The organism is Salinigranum salinum, from assembly GCF_009176545.1.
GTDB classification, from domain to species: Archaea; Halobacteriota; Halobacteria; order Halobacteriales; family Haloferacaceae; genus Salinigranum; species Salinigranum salinum.
Genome location: NZ_VTOJ01000003.1, coordinates 25,513 through 49,538 on the forward strand (window position 1 = coordinate 25,513; position 24,026 = coordinate 49,538).

The 24,026-nt window shown below is 56.4% G+C and carries 23 protein-coding genes and 2 pseudogenes; 15 read left to right on the top strand and 10 right to left on the bottom strand.

Annotated features, from left to right (window positions below; all coding sequences use genetic code 11):
- The first annotated feature begins 10 nt into the window (after positions 1-10).
- The 5 genes from FZP69_RS21530 to FZP69_RS21550 all read left to right on the top strand — a co-directional run bounded on the left by FZP69_RS21530 (position 11) and on the right by FZP69_RS21550 (position 4,825).
- Positions 11-1,030, top strand: a complete 1,020-nt coding sequence (locus FZP69_RS21530; protein ID WP_152043487.1) for a hypothetical protein — start codon at positions 11-13, stop codon at positions 1,028-1,030.
- A 1,342-nt stretch (positions 1,031-2,372) separates the two neighbouring features.
- On the top strand, positions 2,373-2,660 hold the full coding sequence (locus tag FZP69_RS21535) for a hypothetical protein (RefSeq protein WP_152043488.1): 288 nt from the start codon (positions 2,373-2,375) through the stop codon (positions 2,658-2,660).
- A gap of 115 nt (positions 2,661-2,775) precedes the next feature.
- Positions 2,776-3,507: a hypothetical protein gene (locus FZP69_RS21540; RefSeq protein ID WP_152043489.1), complete on the top strand. Its 732-nt coding sequence runs from the start codon at positions 2,776-2,778 to the stop codon at positions 3,505-3,507.
- 153 nt (positions 3,508-3,660) lie between these two features.
- Positions 3,661-4,461, top strand: coding sequence for a hypothetical protein (locus tag FZP69_RS21545; protein ID WP_152043490.1), 801 nt, complete (start codon positions 3,661-3,663; stop codon positions 4,459-4,461).
- A 127-nt stretch (positions 4,462-4,588) separates the two neighbouring features.
- Positions 4,589-4,825 (top strand): hypothetical protein, encoded by a 237-nt coding sequence (locus FZP69_RS21550; protein WP_152043491.1) that lies wholly within the window; start codon positions 4,589-4,591, stop codon positions 4,823-4,825.
- A gap of 63 nt (positions 4,826-4,888) precedes the next feature.
- Here the strand turns inward: FZP69_RS21550 and FZP69_RS21555 are convergent, their stop codons facing one another.
- Positions 4,889-5,341: a hypothetical protein gene (locus tag FZP69_RS21555; protein ID WP_152043492.1), complete on the bottom strand. Its 453-nt coding sequence runs from the start codon at positions 5,339-5,341 to the stop codon at positions 4,889-4,891.
- Positions 5,342-6,106: 765 nt separating this feature from the next.
- Here FZP69_RS21555 and FZP69_RS22835 point away from each other — a divergent pair.
- From FZP69_RS22835 to FZP69_RS21575, 4 genes are all read left to right on the top strand, one after another.
- The gene (locus FZP69_RS22835) at positions 6,107-6,259 is read left to right on the top strand and encodes a hypothetical protein (protein ID WP_192918700.1); all 153 of its coding nucleotides are present in this window, start codon (positions 6,107-6,109) and stop codon (positions 6,257-6,259) included.
- Between the two features lie 179 nt (positions 6,260-6,438).
- The gene (locus FZP69_RS21565; protein WP_152043493.1) at positions 6,439-6,816 is read left to right on the top strand and encodes a hypothetical protein; all 378 of its coding nucleotides are present in this window, start codon (positions 6,439-6,441) and stop codon (positions 6,814-6,816) included.
- A gap of 111 nt (positions 6,817-6,927) precedes the next feature.
- Entirely contained in the window at positions 6,928-7,491 is a 564-nt protein-coding gene (locus FZP69_RS21570) for a hypothetical protein (RefSeq protein ID WP_152043494.1), read from the top strand.
- A 126-nt stretch (positions 7,492-7,617) separates the two neighbouring features.
- The gene (locus FZP69_RS21575; protein ID WP_152043495.1) at positions 7,618-8,463 is read left to right on the top strand and encodes a hypothetical protein; all 846 of its coding nucleotides are present in this window, start codon (positions 7,618-7,620) and stop codon (positions 8,461-8,463) included.
- Positions 8,464-8,557: 94 nt separating this feature from the next.
- On the opposite strand, the gene FZP69_RS21580 is transcribed toward FZP69_RS21575, so the two are convergent.
- The 3 genes from FZP69_RS21580 to FZP69_RS23130 are packed head-to-tail and all read right to left on the bottom strand — an operon-like array spanning position 8,558 to position 10,560.
- Complete coding sequence (locus FZP69_RS21580) at positions 8,558-9,805, bottom strand: tyrosine-type recombinase/integrase (protein WP_152043496.1); 1,248 nt, start codon at positions 9,803-9,805, stop codon at positions 8,558-8,560.
- Positions 9,802-10,155, bottom strand: coding sequence for a type II toxin-antitoxin system PemK/MazF family toxin (locus FZP69_RS21585; protein ID WP_240137802.1), 354 nt, complete (start codon positions 10,153-10,155; stop codon positions 9,802-9,804). The genes FZP69_RS21580 and FZP69_RS21585 overlap by 4 nt, the downstream gene beginning before the upstream one ends.
- A gap of 6 nt (positions 10,156-10,161) precedes the next feature.
- On the bottom strand, positions 10,162-10,560 hold the full coding sequence (locus FZP69_RS23130) for a MarR family transcriptional regulator (RefSeq protein ID WP_240137803.1): 399 nt from the start codon (positions 10,558-10,560) through the stop codon (positions 10,162-10,164).
- A 349-nt stretch (positions 10,561-10,909) separates the two neighbouring features.
- On the opposite strand from FZP69_RS23130, the gene FZP69_RS21595 reads away from it, so the two are divergent.
- Complete coding sequence (locus FZP69_RS21595; protein WP_152043497.1) at positions 10,910-14,047, top strand: ATP-dependent nuclease; 3,138 nt, start codon at positions 10,910-10,912, stop codon at positions 14,045-14,047.
- Positions 14,048-14,142: 95 nt separating this feature from the next.
- Here the strand turns inward: FZP69_RS21595 and FZP69_RS21600 are convergent, their stop codons facing one another.
- Entirely contained in the window at positions 14,143-14,619 is a 477-nt protein-coding gene (locus tag FZP69_RS21600) for a hypothetical protein (protein WP_152043498.1), read from the bottom strand.
- Between the two features lie 2 nt (positions 14,620-14,621).
- On the bottom strand, positions 14,622-15,488 hold the full coding sequence (locus FZP69_RS21605) for a ParA family protein (protein WP_152043499.1): 867 nt from the start codon (positions 15,486-15,488) through the stop codon (positions 14,622-14,624).
- A gap of 399 nt (positions 15,489-15,887) precedes the next feature.
- Between FZP69_RS21605 and FZP69_RS21610 the strand changes: the two genes are divergently transcribed.
- The 3 genes from FZP69_RS21610 to FZP69_RS21620 all read left to right on the top strand — a co-directional run bounded on the left by FZP69_RS21610 (position 15,888) and on the right by FZP69_RS21620 (position 18,184).
- Positions 15,888-17,045 carry a transcriptional regulator gene (locus tag FZP69_RS21610; RefSeq protein WP_152043500.1) on the top strand — a complete coding sequence of 386 codons (1,158 nt, stop codon included), beginning with the start codon at positions 15,888-15,890 and terminating at the stop codon, positions 17,043-17,045.
- Positions 17,046-17,196: 151 nt separating this feature from the next.
- Entirely contained in the window at positions 17,197-17,652 is a 456-nt protein-coding gene (locus FZP69_RS23475; RefSeq protein WP_152043501.1) for a DUF555 domain-containing protein, read from the top strand.
- A 124-nt stretch (positions 17,653-17,776) separates the two neighbouring features.
- Positions 17,777-18,184: a hypothetical protein gene (locus tag FZP69_RS21620; protein WP_152043502.1), complete on the top strand. Its 408-nt coding sequence runs from the start codon at positions 17,777-17,779 to the stop codon at positions 18,182-18,184.
- 33 nt (positions 18,185-18,217) lie between these two features.
- Here FZP69_RS21620 and FZP69_RS21625 read toward each other — a convergent pair.
- The 3 genes and pseudogenes from FZP69_RS21625 to FZP69_RS21635 form a co-directional block, all read right to left on the bottom strand.
- A pseudogene (locus FZP69_RS21625) lies at positions 18,218-18,642 on the bottom strand (TRAM domain-containing protein).
- A 107-nt stretch (positions 18,643-18,749) separates the two neighbouring features.
- On the bottom strand, positions 18,750-19,229 hold the full coding sequence (locus tag FZP69_RS21630; protein ID WP_152043503.1) for an IS1096 element passenger TnpR family protein: 480 nt from the start codon (positions 19,227-19,229) through the stop codon (positions 18,750-18,752).
- Between the two features lie 3 nt (positions 19,230-19,232).
- A complete protein-coding gene (locus tag FZP69_RS21635) occupies positions 19,233-20,210 on the bottom strand; it encodes a hypothetical protein (RefSeq protein WP_152043504.1) in 978 nt (325 codons plus the stop codon).
- A 170-nt stretch (positions 20,211-20,380) separates the two neighbouring features.
- On the opposite strand from FZP69_RS21635, the gene FZP69_RS21640 reads away from it, so the two are divergent.
- Together FZP69_RS21640 and FZP69_RS21645 are read left to right on the top strand one after the other, a co-directional pair.
- Entirely contained in the window at positions 20,381-21,793 is a 1,413-nt protein-coding gene (locus FZP69_RS21640; RefSeq protein ID WP_152043505.1) for a DEAD/DEAH box helicase family protein, read from the top strand.
- Positions 21,780-23,135 (top strand): DUF790 family protein, encoded by a 1,356-nt coding sequence (locus FZP69_RS21645; RefSeq protein ID WP_152043506.1) that lies wholly within the window; start codon positions 21,780-21,782, stop codon positions 23,133-23,135. Before FZP69_RS21640 ends, FZP69_RS21645 begins: the two co-directional genes overlap by 14 nt.
- Before the next feature lie 178 nt (positions 23,136-23,313).
- On the opposite strand, the pseudogene FZP69_RS23135 reads toward FZP69_RS21645, so the two are convergent.
- Positions 23,314-24,022: pseudogene (locus FZP69_RS23135) on the bottom strand (Cdc6/Cdc18 family protein); the annotation flags it as partial.
- Positions 24,023-24,026 lie beyond the last annotated feature (4 nt).

Below are 24,026 nucleotides of genomic sequence, written 5' to 3' on the forward strand. Positions count from 1 at the left end.
TCAGAGGAAAATGCCTCGCAGACACATCCATCCTGCCGCCGATTCGCTCCCAGTACTCTCACTGCCGTCTGGAGCACTCGCACACACCGACCGAACGTACGACTACGATGTCGATCGTGATCCACCGAACGTCGAGCCGATCGAACACAAGATCCGCCTCGATTTCATGGCTGGCGGCCCGATTCGGCGTGACGACCTACTCGGTGAGTACAACCCCTGGAAGTTCGATCCCGAGGCTCCGGATGCCGACCCATGGGCAGCGGGGATAAAGCCGAAACCGAGGGGACTCGAATACGCCGAGGCCACTTGCCGGAGAACGATCGACGAGGAAGTCCAGTATTTCGAGCACTACGAGGATGACGCCGTCCTCGCCACTGCGCCCGCTTTTCTCGCCAACCGGCTCCGATTGGTTCGTGAGCAACCGAATCCGGAACAGGCACTCGAGGAGGAGCGCGAACGGCGCGAGAGCTGGTATCGAAAACTCATCCCAGGGATGAACCTATACCAGATCCTCAAGTCTTCGTCATACGGGTCACTGATCGAGACGACGATCGGCACATCCCCCGATGAATCAGCCCTCACGCAACAGGATGCATTTGTGGGGATGGTAATCGTCGACGAGGAGACGGACACCGATGCGTACGCTACGGCGCAAAGGATAGCTCCCGAGTACGTCATCCGGGAGGATCGTCTCTCCAGCGGTCGAGACGACGTCTCCCCGACCCTCTCCGACTTCGGTATTACCCGTCCAGCCCCGCTTCTTGTCGGCGAATATGCTACCGGGGGTCAGTATCCGTTCCTCCCCTGGGGGGATGCGCTCGTCTGTTCGTGTCCCTACAAACACGATAAGCCGTGGCGAGTCATGTGTAAGCACGAACTGTTGGCTGCGGTCGTCGCCGGGAGCACGGACTCCATCTTCCTGCCGGTGACACGGGGAATCGAGGTTCCGCATCGGGCTCGCCGATTCGTCAGTCCCGATATCGCAGCTACCCACACCCCGCGAACCGACTCCCATAGACGTCGATCATGACGACGCTACTCGGAGGGGAAATCATCCATCAGCCTGAGCTCAACGAGTTCACCCAATCATGAGTGTCTACTGCCGAAAGGCGGGATTTGAGAAGACGTGGTCTCGCGATCCCTGTCTCGAGGTTGATTGCCCGCAATGTGGTGCAGTTGTAGGGCAGTGCTGTCGTCGGCCGTCTGGATGGAGTGGTCCGTTCGTCGAGTATCACCGTGAACGCGACCTCCTTGCCCTCAAAGAAGGCGCATACGGCGTGTGTCCCCTCGGGAAGTGTCCTGACTCGCTCGCCGAACTCGGTCTGGATGAGTCATTCGAACCGGTCTCAACGGATCTTGGTTCCTCCCAAACGAGACAGTCGAATCTGGACGCATTCTGAGGTGTTTGTACTCCCCCAGTCCATCGGAGGAATAGCAGTTGACCTTCGAAACAGCAGCAGACGCACCAGCGGATGCCATCTTTCACGTCGAACAGCTTCACGAATTCGCCATCAACGACCTCGGATACACGAGTGATGATGTCCTTTTCGTTGCTCATGACGACGGAACCATCACCGGTCGGATCGCTCCCAACGACGGTCGGGACCCTTGTGCTCCAAATCCCGGTGACGAGGACCGCTCGAGGGGTGATCATGACCCCGATCCGCCCGGTATTGGTTCCCGTTTCGGTGCCGATGTGAATCCAGACGAGACGCCTGACTCTGCACATGCCTAGGCGGGGGGACATCCCTCGGTGGGAGGAAGTCAATCCAGACGAGATTGATTACCTGGCGAGCGATGGGGTTGCGACGGGATACGAGCGCGATCTCGGGGCTGTACGCCACCAAATCGAGACGACTGAGGCACAGGTTCGATCATTGCTCTCTCAACTCGGGGTTTCTCCAGGCAGTGATCCAGTCGACGTTAGTATTCCACAGCATCGCCAGTTCAGAGATCCATACTCGTTTCACCTCGTTAGTCGAGTCCGGACAGCGCAACGTAATCTCGAGAATCGACGACGTCGCTTCTGTGAACTGTATGCCCTGCACCGAGCGAAGAAGCAACGACTTCGAGAGGAAGTCAAGAAGACGCCGGAGAAGGACGACGAAACCGATACCGGATAAGATGCGGCGAACGGAAGAGACTCAGAGACTGTAGTTACCCCACATGATGGCACCATCGAGGGGACTGTGGGGTAACATTTACTCCTGAATCATATCTCGTCCCCGGGAGGGTGAATTTGAACGACAGCCTGATCTGGAGATCTTGGACCACAACATCCCGGCTGACAGAGGAACATCAGGCCCTTCTGTGACAGCCGCAACCTGAGAGAGTTTATGTTGTATAACGATGCAAGAATCATACAGCCCGCAATGACCGACAGCTATAATTACATCACGGTGATGGAGGGGCCGGGACTTTCTGGTCTTCGGAAGTACTGGTTCGGCTACTACGAAGAGCCGATCGAGTGCCTCAGTGCCATTGAAGAAACCCACATCGCTGAACCTGTCGGGCACTACGAGCTCCCACATCCGATGACGCGGCCTGAGATCGAGAAATGGGCACTCACTCATCTCAAGGTCGATACAGCCGCCATCGAAGAGGCGCAGGCCACCAATCAAGCAGCCAACGTTCGAAACGATGCCCCCACCACCCCCTGAACGGCAACAGTCAGCACCGTCGGGAATAACCCGAGCAATCGCTCCCTCTCCTTCTTGTGACGACATCACTCGATATACCGACGGCTCTTCAGGTCGTTCTCGACAGAGCGTGCAGATGCCCAAGCACAACAGGTCTCGGCGGGCGATGCTCGGTGCTCTTGGAACACTCGGATTGACCGCGTCCGCTGGCTGTCTCGGACTACTCGGAGCCGAACCACGTCGTGAGGAAGCAGCAGACGTCGGTAGTGGTGGAACCACGAACGGTGACGGGAGTTCCAAGGCGGAGGACCGGATCGAGGCTTCTTCGGACGATAGTTCCAGTAGTGGTGACGAATCAGACACTTCCTCAGAAGACGGAGCACAGGGAACCACGCCGGACGAGAGTGCCGACGCCTCGGAGCCAGCTGAACGGGTCCTAATCGGCCCCGTCAGCAGTCCTGCGACGAACGAAGACTACGGAGAGTACGTCGATGATCCTGAGGGGAATCTCGGCCTCGATGGTGTGACTCTCGAGGTCACCGGCGCCGAGTTCGAACCGGGAGCGACCGGGATCGAGCGTAAGTCGTTCGCGTTCGATATTGACGACGATGGCTTCACCGTCACTGGCCGAGTTCATTCGGCCTTCAAGTGTGATACGTTCGATCTTGAGCGAGTGATCGTCGCTGGACGAGACGCGATCGTCGGTATCGTCGTCCAACAGACCGATACCTCGAGCTGCCACGACCTAAGTCACTACTGGGCACACGGTATCGAAGTGACGGGTCAATTTATCGGGGGACACCCTGATCGGCTTCGTATTCCGGTCCGGACCGAACAGGACCAGTTCGTCGAAGAGACACGGCTGTAGACCAGGGGTCTCGAAGCATCGTCGGCAGATGAGGTTTATATAGGATAACGAGGGAAGAGTCCGCAGACCTGTATGGTATACACTGATCGCCACGCAGCTCGGTATGGCCGGGATGCCCACGAACGCACTCCATCCCGAAGGAGTGTCGATCGAGTGATTTTCGCGGTTATCCCCGCCAAGAGCCGCTTCGAAGCCATCGCGAAGGCCGCTGTTGCCCTCAATCGACGTCCTCATGACCACCGACCAGTGGATTATGAGCGAAGCGATCAGGATCCCACATTCGAGCTGCTTCACCGATACGACGACTCTGCTCTCCAGACGTTTGCTGGTACATGGGGAACGCTCCCCGACGCCGCGCCGGTCACGAGCGAAACAGGAAGAAACATCCTGTCGAAAGCAATCCAAAATACTCCGTGGATCGAGAGCGATCAGACCTCAATCCAGACCGAGTCCGAGTCTGGAGATACGAGCTCGAGCGAGAAACCTCGTTCTCGTCTCTATGACGAAGCAGGAAATCCAATCGAGCGACGAACGCAACTCACAAAGTTCCTTGAGGAGACGGGGGTCCCTGACTTAGCGGAAGCACAAGACAATCCGATGATCAGTGAGGGCAGGGGAGAGGAGGATCTCCTCCACTTCGGAAGTGCAACAGAAGAGCCTTGGATCGTTCCGGCTCTCGCATTCAGTGTAGATCGGCACCGAAGTTCCTCTGGTCAAAGGACCACCCGAAACAACAGAGCTGATTCTCGGTGCTCCCGCCTTCACTGTGACGTGTGCGGGACAACAACGATTCACAGGTTCGACGGGATCGAGCGATACGAGGACACAAGCGAGACTGTCGATCATCCCGCAGGGGAGCTTTCTGACATCTTCGTCGACGAATATACGACTGAACTCTCGATCTGGAAATGCTCTGAGTGCAATGCCGGTCGCGAGGGGCCTCCCCTACCGTGAGGGTGTAGCCTACGCGAATTCTCTTCCAACGGTTTGTCACTCCCATCTCCATGGAGGTATCTTGGTGCATTTCAGCTGTAGGTGCTCAACCAAACCTTCGGCCGATCACTCGAGGTACTAACTTCTCATGGCTCGCAGCGAATCAACACCTATCACTGAGGCATTACCACCGGAGAAACTCCTCGAGACAGACCAGACCAGTCTCATCAGAGGGGGCGTTGCCTGTATGCACGATATCGAAACCGTCCGGCAGTACGTAGCTCACGAGAACAAGAACGATCGCCGACGCTGGGTTCTCGGGATGCTTGCCGAACGGGCTGCTACTCTCCGAGAGGGTACAAACGAGGAGGTTGATGAGGGGTGAACCAGAAGTTACCCCACAGAGTCGCACATTTCCGTTCTTCGTGGGGTAACTCGACTTGTCGAGTCAATCTGGTTTCTCTGCGTTGAGGAGTTCGACGACTTCGGGGACCGAGTAATCCTCACGCTTGACCTCCGTGATGAACGGCTCAGCCCCCTCTTCGGTACGGACCTTGTGTGGAAAAAATGCCTCGTACACGCCTTCTGAAGGAGGCACCTCGAATTCTGCATAATACCGATCACCGTAATGGCGCCCCTGCGTCCCGATATAGGCCAACTCGGCAGTCCGAGTGAAATCAGTCTCGTCTACCGCTGTTGTTGAAGCATCCAAGAGAACGATCGTGGAGGGGAACTCTTTCAGAGTCCAGTCGCCCGTTTCAGTCGGACCGAACCCGTCTTCATCAACCCACGAATCCAGGGAGATGGTCGCTGTTCTCTGCTCAACGGCCAAGACAGTCGCTTCCGCGACCCCTAGTCCACCCACATCTTCTCGGCGGACAGAGACGTTTTCTACCAACATCACCAAGCTCTCGTCAGGAACGTGATTTCTATGAGGGGAATCAAATATCTTTATCCGGCGAACGCAGGCTCTCCCCCCAGTAGAGCCCATATTTAGGCCTCGTCTCGAGTAGTCGGATGTATATCAGATCTGCTCAAATTAATCGCTTCCAGGCAGACGTTTGTCCCCTCCCAACTGAGATGGAGAGGTAACTCAGACTCCGCCTCAAACAGATCCGTATCCTCTCCATCTCGAATCATGAGCCACTCAGCGTCCCAATCAAAGCCAGGTTCCTATCGCGAAACGCCGAACGATCCCAGAGTCAAGCCGGATGTGGCCGCCTCCTCACAAAGGAAATCAAACGGGGACGGAATGACGAGCACCGACCCGACTTCTGGTCGGTCTCGACGGGCACGAACTGAAGAGATGGACGTGTCGCTGCTCCGTCGAGGTGGGGTGTACGAGATTCGCTCTGCGTCCGGGAACATCTATGAAGTGAACGTTCTCGAGAAGTCCTGTACCTGTCCGGATCATCGCGAGAACGAGCCAGCAGGTGGGTGCAAGCATCTACGTCGGGTCGATCACGAACTCCAAGCAGGTCTCCTTCCCCGACCAGACGGGAAGTTACCTACCAACCACCCAACAACGGGAGGCCATTCAATCCGTGGGAGCTGTGATCAACACACAAACGGAGCGAACTCCGTCGACTCGGACGACGAAGGCAACAGTAGTTACGAGGGAGTAGAGATAGAGCGACCGCATACCGGAGTCCAGCTAGCTTCAGAGATGCAACAGCGTGAAGAGCACATCGCTCAGATCGATGCGGAGCTCCAGGCGCTACAGTTCGTCTCCGATGTACTGGATCGACTCAAAACGGGCAAGGGATTCGATCTGAAGCGGATGCGGGAGAACGAAGCAGGGCCATCAAGTCGCCTCTGATCCGGCCGGTTCGCACGGTTTGCAAATCAATCAGGCGTTGTCTCTCGATCATCGCTTCCTCATCTAAACCGGAACAACGAGGCCTCTGGTGGTTGTTTCAGGTTGAACCCTGATCCTCTCTAGGTAGAGGGGCGGGTATACGCTCGCTGTGTTTATGTAGACCTCCGCCAAGGCAATGTATGGCACCCACCGACGAGGACGGTCCTGAAGATTTCGGGGTCGATATCGACGCTATCCAGGCAGATTTGACGGACATGGAAGCGAGTCTTAAAGACCGCATCGACCTTCTTGAGCGCGGCTTCAAACTCCGAGATGAATACGCTATCGAGAGCCAGGTCGATGTCGACGTGCCGCCGGTCGTCGCGGACTATGTCAGAGCGGTCGTCCCAGAAACCGCGACCATGACTGTCGAGGAACGTAATCAACTCTTGGTCCAAGAGCTGATGGGGTTCGAAGCACGAACCACTCGATACTACTTCCCGAACGGAGATATTCTTGAAGATGCTCCGGACGGGGTTGTGTTTACACATGAATCCAACATCAGTATAAACGAGTGACTGACACCGCGACACTCTGTGAAACGACTCCTTCCGAGGAACCCGTTGAGCAGAGGTAGACTCATACGCCGGGCCGACGAATTTGAGTCGGACAACAGAAGACAGAGATCAATGGCAATTCATCCACCCAGTAACGGCGACAGAGATTTCATTACTGTATTCAAGACTGGGTCGGTCGACCGCGACGATTACCCGGACCTTGCCGAGCACCTTCTTGAGGGTCGGACGCAACTCGCCTCGGAGACGGGCTATCTGATGAAGTTTGGCGACGTCTCGCATCGAGGACTGACACCGTTCGACGTCGCCTCGCTCCACGACGTCCCGGCCTACCCCCTGCCGAAGTCCGCACTGGAGTCACTCCCGGCGCACGTCCGGGCCGATTTAGAACAGAACGGCGCCGTCCAAATGTTTGCCTCGTACGACCGAGAACAGCACCGATTCGAGGACGTCGCCCTCGCCTGGGAGGAGCAGGACTTTCTCGAACGGATCGCCGAACTTGTTACCGGCGATTGTTCACTCCACGAGGCCGTCGACTGGATTGTCGTCGAAGAAGCCGAACGCTACACGATCACTCAGTGGGCAGATATCCGAGGCGTGACGGAGGACGCTGTCCGATCGAACGTCAATTCAGCCCGCGAGAAACTGCTCGCTGAAGAGGATCGTGAGTCAGTATGACGAAATCGGATAACTTCTCATCGTCCGTGGAACATTGGGTATTTAAATCAAATTCAAAAACCGACAGACTGCGTCGGGATATGGGTTGTCCGGATTTATATCCGATCTCGGCACGTCGTTACAAGTATGTCTACTGAGGACAGGCTGCCAGAACCACACCGAACACAGCTCCGGCTCCATCAGGAGATTGCAGAAAGCGACCACGAGCCGTTGCTCGCTATACACCTCCACAAGGCAAAGTTCCACCAGGCGAAAGCGCTCGACGAGTACCGCAGTCAGGACGGGCCGAGGAGCTTTCTGGATCCTAGTGTCTTCGAGAAGTCTATGAGTATGGTCGCGGCCCGGACCGAGACCTCTACCAGCGTCTCGGCGGAACAGGCATGGCAGGAGATTGCCTCCGAAGAGACCTGGATCGGTGCCCTTCCAGTCCAGATCCGTCGGGAGGCCCAGGATGTCTATCTTCGAGGGTATCCATTCGTCATTGGATTTGCGGGCGGAAAGCCACGAGTGGTGTTGAACAAAATCCTCGTTGGGAAGCCAGGGAATCTCAAGCGCGTGTACGCGAACGAGTGGACACGACCGTGGGTGATTGCTGAGATACTGGACGCCACGGGGTTCAACACGGAGAATCTCATCGTGGCCACATTGAAGGCTGATCAGCAGCAGTACGGTGAACCGGGCCTCTCCTACCTGAAAGAGGTTGCGCGGAAAACGGTCGGCACCTTCGTTCAAAATCCTGAGGAGCAGTTCCTTGAACCAAAGAGCCCGACGAAGTGGACACCAGACTGGCAGGACGGCCCCGTCCGGACGCAGTTGCTACAGTACGAGACGGAGTGGTCACTGTTCGACGGTATCGGACATGGTGATTCGATCCGAGACGTGATCGAGGTGTTCCGCGACAATCGAGAGGCGAAGGGGACGCCTCCAGACCGTGGAAAGACGTTGGAAGAAGCGCTAATGGCACGAGTTTGAGTTTCACAGTCGGGGAGAACTTCAACGTTACTGGGACACCAGTAGAACAGCAGTAGCCGATGTGTCGAAGCCCGTTGAAAATCCAGTTCGGTAGCTACAGGATTGAATCGACTTCGTTGAGCGCTTCCGTGGCGAGATCGCCTAACTCGCCGGCCTCAATGTGCGAGTACCGCTCACGAACCATCTCCTCGGAGTTGTCGAGATACCGGGCTGCCACCGTGTATCCAAACGCCCGAACGAGCACCTCCCCCATCCCACGTCGGCCGCCATGGGGTGCGAGATAGTCGTGTTTCGGGTGGTCGATGTCGATGTCCGCATCCGTTGTAAGGCGTCGAAGGATGGACCGCGCCCCATCGGTCGTGAGCGAGTTCGGATGGATGTCCTCTTCGAGCGCCAGCAGGAGGTCACGGGCGTACGCCTCACGGTGCTTGGCGATTGCTTCCGGCCGGAGCCCGCGGTCGGTGAGCTCTTCACGAACGAGCGTGGCGAGCGTCCGCTGGTCGAACGTCGGAAACACTGGCCACCGATCGGTCGGTGGGTCTACGAGCTTCAGATAGCTACGGAGCGGCGAGATCACCGGGTCAGGAAGACTAGCGGCATCCCACTGCTGTTTCTTGCGATAGACGTCCATGCTTCCGTCCTCGAGGTTCACCTCCCCCCACCGGACGCCCCGGCGACGCGGGTCGTCTGGATCACGCAGGAGCTCGCCAACTCGGACGGCCGTGTATGCGAGGACGAACACGAGCGCCCGATCTCGCGCCGCCTTCAGGGCCGTATACCGTGCCCGCTGTCGGTCGAGCGGGTCGACGTCATCTGGAAGCGTCGTGAAGGTCTCGATGGCGGTCCGAGCCTCCTCGTCGACGTATCGAGTCAGCGCGTGCCGCTGTTCTGGTGTCCACGCCTGCTGGTCGCCCGGCTTTCGGCCGTCGTCATCGGGGAGGGGTGCCATCGCGCTCGCTCGCTGGGCGTAGTGGGCCTCCAGATAGCCCTCGTTGACGCACCATCCGCACCACGCCGAGATGTAGGCATAGTACGTTTTGACGGTGTTCTGTTTGAGACCGCGGTCGCCGGCGAGGTGGCGGGCGTACTCGCGGAACACGCGCTCATCGAGGTCGGCAAAGGTCGGCTCTTGGTCGCCGTCGGCGGGTGTGATCCCGGTCCAGTTCTCGTCACCACGATCACCGGTCGCCCACTCGTGGAACCGCTGGAGTTCGCGAGCGGCGTTTCGCCGGTAGTTCCCACCACCACCACCGCGGCCCTTCCCTTTGTCCTGGAGGTACCGCTCGAACGAACTCGTCACCGGTCGGTCGGCTCGCGTCTGGGTGGAGGTGTCGTCGATCATGTGGTCTCTGCCTGTGAGGTATCTAAATAGGAGATCGTGGCCGTGGTGACCTGATCCGTAAACTGCTCGGTGACGGTCCCTTGCGTCCCAACCACGTGGAGATCGTCCTTCAGAGTCGCCACCGTCCACGGGAGGACGTGACTCTGCTGGTTCGGTTGGCCCCGGATCCACGCGTCACTCGGGACAGCGAAACTCCCGGGATGGTGGCTCTGGGTCGTGAACGCGATAGCGATGGATTCCTCGTCGTGGTATGGCATCTGCTCGCCCGATATAACCAGCCACGGACGGGGATTCCCACCGCCCGTTTTGAACGGGTCGGGAGCCCACACGACGGTTCCGCGGTCTACCATCCAGCCTCACGCTCCTCCGTCAGTGTGATCCCGCTCCCCCTCGATCGGGTCGACAGCCGTTTCCATCCATGCGTCGACGTCTTCGTCGGAGAAGCCACCGTCGAGCTCGTCCGCTGTCGCGGCGCCGTGGAGGCCAGCAGAGGCGACGGCGTGTTCGGCGTCGACGATCGCCCAGAACCGGTCGCGATGCTCGACGAGCCCGTGCTGTTCGAGCCGGTTCAACGTCGGACCGACGCTCCCCTCTGGCACGTCGACGGCGTCGACGATCTCCCGCTGCCGGAACGCCTGGTCGGCGTGCTCGAGGAGGAACCGATACACCTTCCCCTGCGTGGTGTCCGGCGCGAGGTCCGGGAGTGAGGGCCCGTCTTCGTCGATGGCCTGGAATTCGTCCTTGGAGATAGGCATCGTATATATTGGTTTGTATTAGGAGTTATTAGACCTTATCACCACACTCATCGACCTGCTCACGTGGCTATCGATGTTCGCGGTCTTCTCCCGGGGTAGACGGCTGGTTCTTGCGGTTCCACGTTTCGTGCTTCGTAGACAGCGTCGGGGTACGTCAAAGTGGTCGTGATTATTGAGGTAATCATGAGCATTCGATTCAAATATCTCATTTCCCGGATTCATGGAACCTGAGCCCTGAAAGAGCAATGTACGGCATTTTAACCACCTCGTAAACCATATGTTGCTATACCAAGTTCGACGGTTGTGATTTAAAACCCGGAACCTAGAAACTCGTAGCCGGTAACATCGTATGACCACTCAGTCGGTTTTCTCAGACAACTATTTTGTAGCAGGGCAGAACAGGTTATTCAACATGTCGGATATCCCTCTCCCGTTGGACCGGTTCAGTTCGGACACGTACTTGACTGCTCTGGAGGATCTAGTTAACAGGTATACGCAGGAGGAAGAGCCGATCCACTATAAGAAAGCTGCAATCAACGTTAGTGAATCCACCTGCTCCAGTTGTCTGAAGTACTTCAGTGATATCGGCTTGATCGAGGCGGAGAAGGCCGGCGTCTATACTCCTTCTAAGCCAGTAATAGGCTATTTCAGGAAGGTGGGGGACTCGAAAGATCAAGCCAAGGCAGAAATAAGGGAAATTTTAGACGAATACGAGTTATTCTCCGACGTTCTATTCTTAATCGACAGCGGCGAGTTTGGACTAGAGGAGCTCTCAAACAAAGTGTCCGGTCAGCTCGGCATTGACAAGGAGAATACATCAAGTGTAGCTAAAGCCATCGAGATCTTCGCGCAGTTCGGATTTGTCGAAATTGAGGATTCTGGAGATGACCCGGTCGTCCAATCGTCTATTCCGAGCGACTCCAACAGTTTCGACCTACAAGCAAGCACAACCTCGGAGACCGGTGAGATTGATCCAGACGACTCTCAGTCGGCTCGGCAATCCTTGGACAGTACGTTTGATACCGATGATATTCCCGATATTGACTTCCCTCCAACCCGTGGCGGCCCCGAAGGTCTTCTTGAATTAGTGGATGTTCTCTCTGAGGGAGGCACTCACTCAAATGATAGCCTTACCGAGAGTCTTGACGTCTCACCTAGAAGCCTCCGGGGAACGACGCAGTATGGAAGAGCACTTGGATTTGTTGAGGAGCGAGAAGATGGCTATGCGTTGACCGACGAAGGGTTCGAGTTGTCGTTCGCCTCCAAAGAGTCAGATCAAGAAGAATTATTCCGAAACAGCATTAGGCAATATCCCACATACAGGTACATCCTTCAATCGTCTCTCTCTGAGTTGGGCGATGAGGCAGACAGTATTGACTCCCCAACTATTCGAAAGGAACTGCGAACAACATTCGGGTTCAGAGAAAAGAAGGATGACACGCTCAGGGATGGTATAACAACCCTTCTTCAAACATTAGACGCCGCTGGGTTTGGTGAGTATATTGTCGGAAGACGTGGTGCACACACGCGTGTTGAAGGCTCCCCAGAAGAGCTTCAGTTATTAAAAGATCTAGTCACCGAAGTATCCGTCCAACATTTTGAAGAAACTCCGTCCGATTCGGACTCTTCCGGAAGCGAAGACACTGAGGAGCAAGATACTGAGGACAAAGCGACGGTGGCCGATCACAGAGAACAATCCGACTCTGAAACTGTATCAATAAAAGATAGTGGCCCAACGGTTCGTATCTCTAAAATACGGATACAGAACTTTAGAAACATCCGAGATACCGGCTTCATCGAGTTGGAGAATGTGACGACATTAATCGGAAAGAATGAAAGTGGAAAAACGTCTACTCTGGAGGCCATCAATTCGTTCTCGGAGGACTATGAATATACTGAGCGTGATTTGTCAAATTCAACAGGGGAGGTGGAAAGCGACGTACGGATTCCGATAATAACTCTTCAATTTGAACTCAGTAAGCCAATGGTGGACGAGTTTTACCCCCAGATATCGGATGACACAGCAATGCCACTAACAATTACGCGAACGAAGTATTTTGACAATAGCTATGAATCTAATGTTCATGCACCTGTTGATGAGGACGAAGTTGAACTCCCTAATCCTAATCTTCTGTACTACGATAGCTATAGCCTGATTAGCGACAAAGCAACAGCCGAGCAACTATATAATGGCGAATGTGAAACGTTCCAGAACCTGCTGGCTCTTGGTGAAATCTCGATCGATGATTTCCGCGGATCGTCGTTAAGCCGATACAATACTATCGAACAAGCTGAGAATAGAATTGAGGATAAGATCAACGGAGCGTGGTCACAGAAGAGCCTGAACATCGATTTGAGATGGGTTGACTCTGAAGAGACAGTACAACTCCTGATTCAGGATCAGCTCAATCCCGACTCAGCGATCGATGAGCGGCCGCTAACATATCCCTCTCAGCGGAGCGACGGATTCCAGTGGTTCCTTTCATTTTATATCAACCTTCTTGCAGAGTCGAGTAGTTCAGGCCTTGAGAGTAAGGTACTACTCTTGGACGACCCGGCGGTCTACCTTCACCCAGAAGGGAAACGGGACTGGTTGGAGTCAGTTAATGAAATTGGCAAGACCGAACAGGTAGTGTTCTCGTCGCATTCTCCGTATTTGATAGATAAGCGTTACCCATCGCGCATTAGAGCGGTAGAGGATACCCCACGAGGGGGAACGAAAATTAGGGAGGACATCTTCGGGTCAGATAGTCGCACACTGGAGCCGCTACGAAATGCACTAGGGGTTGATCTCGGCTCGTCGCCTTTCATTTCTCGCCGGCAACTGCTTGTGGAGGGTCCAACGGAGTACTATGTGATAGCCGCTGTAGCCAATTACTTCTCCCAGGTACTGGATAGAGACTTATTCGGCTGGCAGGAAGTTTCTGTAATGCCTGTGCGTGGAGCTAGTAGTGTTGTCGGGCAAGCGAGTTGGCTCGCAAGTGAAGAAATCGATTACGCGATCATGCTGGATAGCGACGAAGCCGGTCAGGACGTCTACGAAAGAATCGAGACTCACAATCCAGATATCGATCCGGATCGGGTCGTCTTGCTTGAAAACATCTCTAACAGCGAGGGAGTGGTTACAGAGGACCTGTTTGCCCCGAGTCTGTACGTATCTGAATTCAACGCTGAATACTCGGAGTTCACGTCCGAATTAGACGAAGAGTTTGAACCGGTTTCTATCGAGGAGAAAGATGGATTGAGATGGGATATCGGCGGGATCGAGTACGCTGGTAGCAGACTTGATCAGGTCCTGATTGAGTACCTGGAGGGTACGAACCTAGCCGACGAACTCAGGAACTCTCGGGGAAAAATTGAACTCCGTAAAAGACAGATTGCTGAGAGAATAGCCTCCCGAGTAAATCGAGGTGATGTCGACGAGGAGCAGTTGGAGACGTTCAATCGTCTGTTCGCTAGAATCGACTCTGCAATGGAAGCAAACTGATCCGAAAACTAAACTCGACACGAACGGCAGAAAAATCTACATTGTGCACACAATCGATCGAATCACAATTTTGACCAATATGAACAAATCATCCTTCACTGATCAGACTTGGCGCTTAGCATCTCGACCACTTCCTGCACACGTTGCTCATCTGCTTCGATGCCGCGCTCACGGAGGATTTGAAGAGCAACTTGGTCTCCGTAGTCAGCGACGACCTGTAGACAAGCATCCTGAAATTCTCGTCCCTCAAAGTCAGGAACATCGAACATCGAGCAAGCGGCCGTAACCGACGACCGCATCCGAGTGATCCGATTCCATGTTTCATCGCGAACGTAGAATCCGTGCATGTTGGTCTCGTTGAAACTAAATGGCGGGCCGTCGCTATCCACCTCCTCTTCCTGTTCACGCTGATTTTGAGTCGACGCAGTCGTCTGCTCTACGTCCTCTGTTGGCTCCGGAGGTGTGGCGGTGACCTCTTCAGAATCGCTTCCCTCGTTCTCTTCGTCGTCTCGTTTCTCGGTCTGTTTGAGCTGTTCAGCGACGTCGCCGAAACGGTCGTCCTCGTCTGGCATTGTTAGCTATGTTCCTCCACGATATCCGCAAGGTGATCGAAATTCGGGATCTGGTCACAGTCCTCGTCGAACGCCGAAACCGGTAAGCCTCGTTTGAACGCCCGAGATATCGCCGTTCGTTCGCGGATGCCCGGTTTCGGAATCGGATTGATCGTCTGCCCCGGGTCGTCAAGCGCGTCGAAGACTTCTGGATCGATCTGAGCGTACTCCGGGACAAAGGGTCCGAACTCCCGGTTGAGGTTCTCGACGAGCGTCCGGTGTTCGTTGTGTTGATTCATCGTCTCGCGGATCATGTTCGGTGTAACGGCCAGAATCTCCAGCCCGATGTTCTCCCGGATCGGCGCGATCTGGCGCTCGATCATCTTGTTGAGCCCATTGATCGATCCAGCTCGGGGAATAAGTGGGATGATCACTCGCTGAACGGCGATCAGCGCGTTATCCGAGAGTTTGCCACGCCCGCCGGCGGCGTCAATGATGACGTAGTCGTACCCGTTCTCGACGAGCGGTTCGACCACGTTTCTGCGGAGTTTCACGTCCGCGAATCGCTCGTCCTTGAGCCGTGTCTCGACGTTCTCAAGGTCGTTATTCGAGGGGAGAAGATGTACTCCGAACTCGGTCTCAATGAGCAGTTCCTGCGGATCCTCCCCATCAATGAGTGCGTCCCCGAGGTCTGCCTCGCGGTCATAGGCCTCATCGTAGCCCAGCTGCGTCGTCAGATGCCCGTCTTTATCGAGGTCAATCAGGACGGTCTCGTGCCCGCGTGCAGCGAGACGGTCCGCGATGTTGAGGGCGATCGTCGATTTACCGACTCCGCCTTTCAGCAGTGAGACAGCCACTCCGGGGAGGCCCTCGAATTCACTGGCGCCCATCACCACACCTCCTCAGCCATCGAATCCAACGCGAATTCGGTACGCAATTCACATTTTGTAGATTTTGTAGATTTTTCACCCTGCTCACGATGGGCGAATAATCTACGTTTTGCCCTATTCATGCGCGCTCATTGTCTCTCACCCCTCTTAGTAGTACGTCAGACGCAGAACCGACGCAATTCGCACCATCTAAACAATCCACATTATGTAGATTTCGGACGCTATGAACGGAATGCAGCGGTCAACGTGGATGAGTAGATCCTGAGAAAACCCATGCAACGTACAGAATCTACATTATCCACATATCGTAGATAATCTACACAATCTCAATTATTCCAATCATGTACAATAGGCACAAAGGTTCATTCACTCTGATGGCTTCTGTATCGATAGCCCACCATGCAGGCCGAGGACCTCCTCCGATCACTCCTCGATTCACGGAGCCAATCTACAACGCTGGCCGAGGCCTCGGTCGAACCGACCCGGATCCAACTGCTGGCAGTCCTCCGGCGTGAACCACGCAGCGCATCGGAACTGGCGAGAGAATTATCGATATCGCGGCAGACGGTTTATCGAGGGTTCCCGACATGCATCGAGAGTGGCCTTATCCGGGAGGATGAAGGACAGTACACACTCACCTGTGCCGGTGCATACCTCCTCAGGCGGTACCGACGATTCACCCGGTATGAACGTATCCAGATCCTTCCGAAGATTGCCCGCTCCAAACACCGCCACTGGGTACTTCAGACGCTCTCAATACAGGAATCGCGCAGAGCCACGCTGAACGCGATTGCTCAACGAGAGCCCGACTCTGGCCCATCACGCTCGACCATCTACCGGGTTCTCAATGAATTCACTCAAGAGGGGTATCTCGAGAACTCGAACGGCACCTATCTAATCTCTAAAGAGGGGGCTCAATTCCTACGAGAGTACGAGCGATTAGTGCGTGCAGTAGAGGGAGTACTCACGGCGAAGGCGTTTCTCCGGTGGTTACCTGCTGAATTCGACGATTACCCGATCGAGGAATTAGGGGAAGCAGATATGATCTATAACACCTACAAACAGCCACATCTCTGTCTGAACGCATTCGTAGAGGTGGCCGACCCCGAGTTAGAAACGTTCCATGGGATAGGAACTATCGTCAGTCCGGCACTCGCTCAAGCCTATCGACCAGTCTTTCGAGGTGATACCAAAGTCCGGCTCGTGTTTACTGACGACGTTCTCTTCGAACTCCATCGAGATCGGGAGTTCATGCAGTTCCTCAAAGAGCAGGGGTACGGCTCTTTCATCAAACGGGGCCTCTACGCCCGGAGCGCAGAGTTCAGATTCGTCAAGGAAAAACTTCCGCTCCATGTCGCGGTGTGTGACGAGGACCAGGTCGTGATGGCGCCAGCCCCATCGACTGGTGTGACCGAATCGGAGACGACCGGTATTGTAAGCACCAACCCCCAAGTAATCGGATGGGCGCTCAACTACTTCGAGCAGCTCTCCTCTCAGGGACGTTCACCACTTCGAGCGTTCTTCGACAACGCAGTTGGACGGCGAAAAACAGCGTGATCGGCGCTGGAGCGCTTCCGGATCTGCATCGGATCCTCGGTGGCGATACGTGGCACTCGGCTCGAATAGTATACTCAGAAACAGCTTGTTTCACAACCCGTTACACTGTGGACAGAGATGCAGTATTCAACCGAGCCATCCGAGCAAAAATATGGCCGGGAGGGAGAGTACACCAGATTCGGCCACAGACGACGCTACCTTCGGCGGCAGCAGAGGGAATGCTTCCGAGGCGAGCAGTCCGTCCAGTGAGCCCGAGAGCAACGGATGGTACCGAGTCACCTTTTCAATCCCATGGATCGTCAGGTGGGCAGAGAGTGGCCAGGACGCAATCAATGTCGCTGTGAGCGAAGTCGGAAAACGGGTCACACCGACAAGCGACCTGATTCGAAATGTCGATATCAGCGTCCAAGACATCAATTGTGCTAATTGCGGAACGAGCAGCGACGCGGTACAGCTGGTTACGGATACCGCGCTCGTTGGACTCGTTCTAACAGTCGAGGCACAGGCGATACGTCGAGAGAAGGCAGAAGCTGTGGCTCGACGAGAGATCGGGCCTAATCTGCCGGATATCTCGCTCACGACGATCAATCCGAAGCGCCATCGGTAGGAACAGCCGGTCGTGCGATCGGAATTCGATTCCAAGGCAAAGGGGAGTGTCCTTCGGGCAGCGCTAGAGGGAGCATCAGAGGGGGAGTAATGCTCTTACTGTGTGTTGACGAATAGCATGGACAATGGCGGAGTTCCGCCGAGCGGGGGACGAGCAGGTCAACGTCTTTGAAGTCGATGAGACCTACCTGTTCAAGCATTACTTCGATGGTGCAGAGGTGTTCAACCGCCTGAAGCGGTACTATAACAATCAGCACTACCGTTTTGAAGTGCCTCCCGACGAGTTTCAGGAACTCCGTTCATTCCTAGCCGATCAGGGGTATGGACTGGTTGTTGTCGATGCAATCGAGGAGTTTGTCGTCGTTGTGAAAAAGTACACCAGCCATCCAGAGAACATCTTCAAGCAGTCAGTGATTCAGCGAAGCGTCGACGATTACAACTGCTTCCTGATGACCGATCAGGTAGCTGTCGAACAGGCATGCAACGATGGTGCGCTACGCCTCACGAAGACAGACTTCGATAGCCCTTTCTGAACCGTAGAAAGGAGGCGAACCGGGGTAAGTTATTCAGGAGAGAGGATTGACGACGCTCGCAAACGCGACGTTAGGTCGCACTTCTTCGATTTTGACGGTCGGTTCGTCGCCGGGCCGGGCACCGGAGACGATCACGACGTAGCCCCGCTCGACTTTCGCGATTCCGTCACCTGGTCGCCGACCGTCTCGATGGACACGTCACGTATCTCTCCTTCGTCAACCGGTGGTTCAGGAGGGCCACTGTGACTGTCACGCCGGGAACGGTTGGACGGCTTGGATGTCTGTTCCGACCTCTCCGTTGTCTCCGCCGAATCGAAAACTGCGATCCGATACGTCTCCCCAGGAGTGACGACATCGTGATCGACCTCGCCCGACGGAATCTCGACGACGTATGTTCCGTCACGAGTGTGGACAGTCGCACTGAAGACAGAGCGAAGTGAGTCTGGTATCTCGACCATGGGATACGCAGAGACTCGGGGAGTACAATACTTAACGGGAGGGATGGCCGTAGAGCAGCGTTCCACACGCATTCCCCGAACAGCAGAACCACTCGAGCTACCGGTCGTTACTGGTACCGTGGGTCCTCATCCGGAGGTGGATACTGAACGACTGGATCACCCTTCTCGTTCGTTACCGCAGGGGGTCTGTCACTCGGCTCCTCATCCATGACGTCTTTGAGAATCGCGTAGAAGCGCCACTCCGAACCATAATCGAACAGATAGCAGATCCGGTCACGTACGTCGAGATCCAGCCGCGTGATCACGTCAGCAATCGTCGTCTCCGCAGCGTTGTAGACCGTTTCGTCGCGCGCCATCGGGCCACCGCTCGGGAGGTCTTCGTACTCTTCGGGACGCTGGTATTTCACCGGACTCTCCCAGTAGTCCTCGTCAGTCCCGAAAAACCAGAGGTGCTCCTGATTCAGCCCAACAGCCTCGTTGATCGTCGCCTGAAACGCTGTGAGTGGACGGTCACCTCCGATCACGATATCGCGCCAGAGACCTCTGGGGTCTGCCGCGAGTTTCACGCGGAATCGATAGGCCGTCATCGCTCACTGTACCTCCGCACCCGTCCGAAAACTCGTGAGCTCGTCGATACGGGCCTCCAGTTCCTCAATCTCGTGACGGAGTGCATCACCGTCGTCACCTTCGGTGCCTGCAAGCCGATCTTTCAATCCCTGCAGCCGGGATTCCTTCACGTCTTCATCGACCTCCGCTTTCCGGACATACACCCGCTCGTCGATATCGTAGACATCCGACTCGGAGAGGTCCGTCACGTCGAGCGCTTCGTCGACCTTCTCGCGGTCAACACCCAGAATGCGCTCACGGGGAATGCCAGCCGTTTCCAGTGCCGCGAGGACCTCTTCCTCATCCTTGAGCGTGCGCCGGCGCCGTGACGTCCGCTGGACCGACCCGTACTGGCCGTACGTGGGTTGGTCGTCGTGGATTCGATCCAAGAGCACGTCGGAGACCCGCTGACGAAGATCGTCAGCGCCACGCTGAACGTCCGACAGCAGCGTGTAGAGATTCACGAGGGCTGGGGTATCTAACGTGGTGAGATCCGATACAGCGTGACGTTCGAGCGCATCGAGCAGGAGGAGGGCATCGCCATAGAGCTCGAGATCCTCCGGTTCAGTTCGCTCTGGACCATCACCACTGGTCGACTCGTGGGCGGTGTCGACGAGCTGTGTGGACGTTGGCTCGTCAGTTTCGGTGATCGTGCCCGCTCGCTCGTCGATGTCGAATCGGGGATGGAGGCTCAACACGGCGGGATATGGATCGGCGTCCGGTGGCAAGCGGTCAAGTTCGAACGCATCGGCCGTCTCCGTGAGCCGCTGATAGAGCGTTTCGAACTGTTCGCGGTGGAGGGGACGAGACTCACCAGACTCGGCGAGTTCGATGATGATGCGGTGCTCCTGGACATCGGTGATGCAAAATCGAATGTCCGAGAGTGGCGTCCTGAGTGTGGCTCCCTCCGGGAGCGCCTCGCATTCCTCCAAGAGCGTGTGCCACCTCGCGCTGAAGGACATATCAAGCGATAGCACGAGCGCATGCTAAAACGTACCGTGGTAAGAGCGGTATACCGATACTGACTGAGTCGGGCAGACAGCACAGTGAATCGGCAGGCCACAACAGACGGGCAGGACAAGTGGTCAACCCACAGATTGAATCTGACGGGTCGCGTGTACCGTCGTAGCGAATGCGGATCGAATTCGACGACGGAACACTCCTCCTCCGGGACGCGCCGGATAACGTCCCCCATGCGGAGTGGGACGACCGCGTCGACGAGTATCGGACACAGGCCTATCGGTATCAAGCTCTCCTCGAATGGGCCGGGGCATTGACGGGCAGCGACAACCAGGCAACGCTCCGCAACGGCTTCGTCGACTCCGTCGAAGATGCTGCCAGGGCCTACCCGGCCCTTGATCTCACACCAGCGCTCCACATCGAACCGCGTGACTACCAACAGGCCGCGCTCGACGCCTGGATCGACCACGGCCGGCGGGGTAGCGTCATCCTCCCGACGGGCAGCGGGAAGACCTTCCTCGGCTTGCAGGCGATCGCCGACGCCGGCGTCAGTGCTCTCGTCGTCACCCCGACGATCGATCTGATGAACCAGTGGCACGCCACGCTTACCAATGCGTTCGGTGACCAACTTGCAGAACCGATTGGCGTCCTCGGCGGAGGCAGCCACGATGTGACCGCCATCACGGTTACGACCTACGACAGCGCCTACCGCTACATCAACGAGTACGGGGACCAATTCGGCCTGCTTGTCGTCGACGAGGAACACCACCTCCCAGCACCGACCTACCAGCAGATTCCCGAGATGACCATCGCCCCCTATCGGCTCGGGTTGACCGCGACGTACGAGCGGCCCGACGGCAAACACGAACTGCTAGAGGACCTCATCGGCCCCGTCGTCTATCGGGAGGACGTCGACGAACTCGCGGGGGAGTACCTCAGTGAGTACGAGACGATCCACATGTCGGTCAATCTCACTCCCGACGAGCGCTCCGAGTACGATGAGGAGTACCAGATCTATCGCGACTACGTCGACAGCCACGAGTTCGACCTCTGGAAGGAGGAAGGCTACGCGGAGTTCCTCAAACGCACCTCCTACGATCCCCAGGGCCGTCGAGCGCTCATCGCGAAGCAGCGCGCCGAACGAATCGCTCGGACGGCACACAAGAAACTCGATACGCTCGACAACTTGCTCAAACGCCACCACGACGATCGGACGATCATCTTCACCGCCAACAACGACTTCGCCTACGACATCTCTCAAGAGTTCATCGTCCCCTGTATCACCCACCAGACCAAGACTGACGAACGCACCGAGATCCTCGAGCGGTTCCGCACCGGCGAGTACTCGATACTCGTCACCTCACAGGTCCTCGACGAAGGGATCGACGTGCCAGCCGCCAACGTCGGGATCATCCTCTCGGGGAGCGCCTCGAAGCGCCAGTATGCCCAGCGACTCGGCCGGATCCTCCGACCGACCGATGACCGCCAGCCAGCCCGACTCTACGAGATTATTACGGCCGACACAATGGAGACGTACGTCTCCCAGCGGCGACGGGAAGGGGTGAGTGCCAGTGCTGACGGCTAACCTCGCCCGCTCGCGGACAACCGACGAGACGGTCACGCCGCTATTCATCGATCCCAACGAGGAACGGTACCGAGAAACCGCCCGAGAACTCATCAGACTGTTTCAGGAACACCTGGAGGAACCGAAGGGTGATCTCGAGGCCGCGATCGACGAGCTGACCGTCGCAGATACCGACTACAAGATCGTCCAGGGGCTCGCGAAGCTCCTCACAGACGAGTGTGAGTTCGAGATGGTCGCGCCAGCCGAGCCCCGCGAGATACGTCGGCGGCTCTTCGAGAAAGCGAACGAGCGCTATCCCATCGTCCGCCAGCCCACGCTTGGTGAGGACACGCAGAAACTGGAGGTGTACAGTGCAGTCGCCGATGGGTTGGGTATCTCGCTCGAAGACTGCTATCGCGGGATGTACGCCGATCTGGAGGATAACAAGCGACTCGTTCGGATCGGGACGCGAACCGCGGAACAGTATGCCGGTGAGAACGGGGCGTCGACGTCCACGACGGCGCTGACCGGCAGTAGTGCCGGAGACTACGAACACACCGACCTCACGGTCGACTGGTTGCTGACCCGCTACAACCTCGCGCTCGCCCAGGCGGTGCTGTACGACGCGACCGAGATGCGGATTCGCGTGTGGGACCACTTCGGGACGGTGTTCAGCTACGTGAAACTGTTCGGGCTGATGCACCGTTTCTATCCGATCGACGCCGAGGGTGAACGCATCGCGAGTACGGATCTCGCGGCCGGCTACGAAGCCGTGCTGGACGGGCCAGCATCGCTGTTTTCCCAGTCCCGGAAGTACGGCATCCGAATGGCGAACTTCCTCCCGGCATTGCCCCTCTGTGAGCGGTGGGAGATGAACGCTAAAATCCTCGTCGACGAGACGACAGGCGAGACGCGACGGTTCACACTCGACCACACAGAGGGACTCGGATCACACTACAGTGCTGGTGAGCGCTTCGATAGTGACGTCGAACGGACGCTAGCTCAGAAGTGGGAGCGGGCAAATACCGAGTGGGAACTCGTGCGTGAGGACGACGTGTTTGACCTCGGTGCCGAGGTGATGATCCCCGACTTCGCAATCGAACATCCTGACGGGCGGCGAGCGATCTTCGAGATCGTCGGCTTCTGGACACCCGAATATCTGGATTCGAAGTTAGCGAAGATTCGAGAGGTGAAGGCCGAGAATTTCGTGCTGGCCGTCTCGGAGCGACTGGACTGTGCGGGCGAGGAGTTCGGCCAGGCGGCTGGTCGAGTCCTGTGGTTCAAAACCGGGATTCACGTCTACGACGTGGTTGAACTGGCAGAGACGTTTGCTGCGGACACCTGTGAGGCAGGTTGTCTGTGACCGTCTCGCGGTCTGATTGGTCCCAGCAGAAGCCCCCATTCAACTGGACTCAAACAGACCATCTGCTATAATCAGAAACCGCCGTAGTTGTCTGCCAATACAAGTGAGGGGAGATAGGGATAGATTAGTCTATGACCGAGAAATCTCAGTCGAATCTAAGGAAACCATCTCAACACTAGTTTTTCTCTCGCCCAGCCCAGCTACCCGCAAATCCGAGAATACTGATAGCGAGACGGGCGTCACCGGCGGCCACATCGGCGATGCGAGAGAGCTGCTCGTCGAAGATATCGTCCTCGTTAGACCCCACTTCGCACGACCGCTCAGAATGTCGTACAGCCGCTCGTCGTGGTACTTGTCCATCCGGACCGTGTTCGCTGGAGCGCAAGCGACTCACGAGATGTTAGTCGACGCGGCCGAACAGCTCTTTTCTTTGTTCGCGAAGCATGATCGCGAACTGCGGGAGGCTGTGGAGGTCGTAAATGACGCTTGGATTTTCGAGTTGATCGACCTCGTCGAGGATGACGACGGTTCGAGGCCCGTCATGTTGCTGGAGGCAGTCGATGGGGGGGTGTCGACCGTCGGTGGATGTGGATCGTCGCGCCGAGGTCATCGAGGATCTGGTAGAGTGTAGGAAACGGAGCGTAGTTAGGCCAGCAGTTGACGTATGTTGCCTCCACTTCGAGGGTTTCTTCACGCAATCGTTCCGTGACAAACTGCGAGATACAGGTCTTCCCGGTCCCGCTGGCTCCGGTGACCATGGCAGTCTCGGTGGGTTCACCGTTTGTGATTGGTTCGAGGACGCTGGAGAAGTGGTTGATCTCGGCGTCGCGATGCTCGACTTCTTGAGGGACGAATCGGGCGCCGAGGACGCGATTATCACGGATTATCTGT